This is a genomic window from Mesorhizobium sp. M2A.F.Ca.ET.037.01.1.1 (genome assembly GCF_003998075.1).
GTDB lineage: Bacteria > Pseudomonadota > Alphaproteobacteria > Rhizobiales > Rhizobiaceae > Mesorhizobium.
This window is the reverse complement of the sequence record NZ_RZSA01001436.1, coordinates 1-1,143: the sequence shown is the minus strand read 5'-3', so window position 1 is coordinate 1,143 and position 1,143 is coordinate 1. Positions and strand designations below refer to the sequence as shown.

Here is a 1,143-nt window from a genome sequence, read left to right as displayed (position 1 = left end):
GCACCTACGCCGACCAGGCCGGCAATGGCGAGCAGGGCGACCAGCCGCAGGGCGCAAGCCCCGAAAAGGCGGGCGAAGCACACAATGCGCCGAGCAATGGCGGCGAGGCCGGCGCCAAGCCCGCCGAAGAGGCAAGGCCGGCAAGCGAGCCTGTCGCCAGCGAGCCGGCGCCGGTCGCCGGCGAAGCTCCCGGCGAGCCTGTGACCGCCGACGCGAACAACTGACACAAACGCCATTTCAGGCATTGCAGACGGCGGGGATCTTTCTCCGCCGTTTTCGTTCGCGCGCGGCTAAAGCGCGTCACGGCACGCTTTAGCTCTCTTTGCTCGATGCATGTCGCTTGGCCCAAAAGCGCCGCGCGCTTTTGGGGCGACATGCAGTGGAATATTCTGCTTTGATCGACGTCAAGGCGTCTTGAGGGACCGCACCCCATACACCATATCTCGGCTGAACAGGGCTCGGCTCCTATGAGCGGGTCCGTCACCGCAATCTGATCCGGTGCCGCAAAGCGGGCCGGTGACGGAAGGAGACAGATATGAATCTTGAAAAATACTCGGAGCGCGTGCGCGGCTTCATCCAGTCCGCGCAGACCATGGCGCTCTCGCGCAACCATCAGCAATTCACACCTGAACATATGCTGAAGGTGCTCGTCGACGATGACGAGGGCCTTGCCGCGTCCCTGATCGAGCGCGCCGGCGGCAATGCTCGCGACGTCAAGCTCGGCGTCGAGACGGCGCTCGAGGCCATGCCCAAGGTCGAAGGCGGCAATGGCCAGCTCTATCTTGCCCAGCCGCTCGCCAAGGTGTTCTCGACCGCCGAGGACCTGGCCAAGAAGGCCGGCGACAGCTTCGTCACCGTCGAGCGGCTGCTCCAGGCGCTCGTCATGGAGAAGTCGGCCAAGACCGCCGACATCCTGTCCAAGGCGGGCGTCACCGCGCAGGCGCTCAACCAGGCTATCAATGATATCCGCAAGGGCCGCACCGCCGACTCGGCCAGCGCCGAGCAAGGCTATGACGCGCTGAAGAAATACGCGCGCGACCTGACAGCCGACGCCCGCGCGGGCAAGCTCGATCCGGTCATCGGCCGCGACGACGAGATCCGCCGCACTATCCAGGTGCTGTCGCGGCGCACCAAGAACAACCC

At 65.2% G+C, this 1,143-nt stretch carries 1 protein-coding gene and 1 pseudogene; both read left to right on the top strand.

Annotation, left to right across the window (positions count from 1 at the left end):
* Nucleotides 1–224 (top strand): annotated as a pseudogene (locus EOA27_RS41265) (hypothetical protein); the annotation flags it as partial.
* Nucleotides 225–535: 311 nt separating this feature from the next.
* A partial coding sequence (locus EOA27_RS37415) for a Clp protease N-terminal domain-containing protein (protein ID WP_281059522.1) occupies nucleotides 536–1,143 on the top strand: 608 nt, incomplete at its 3' end.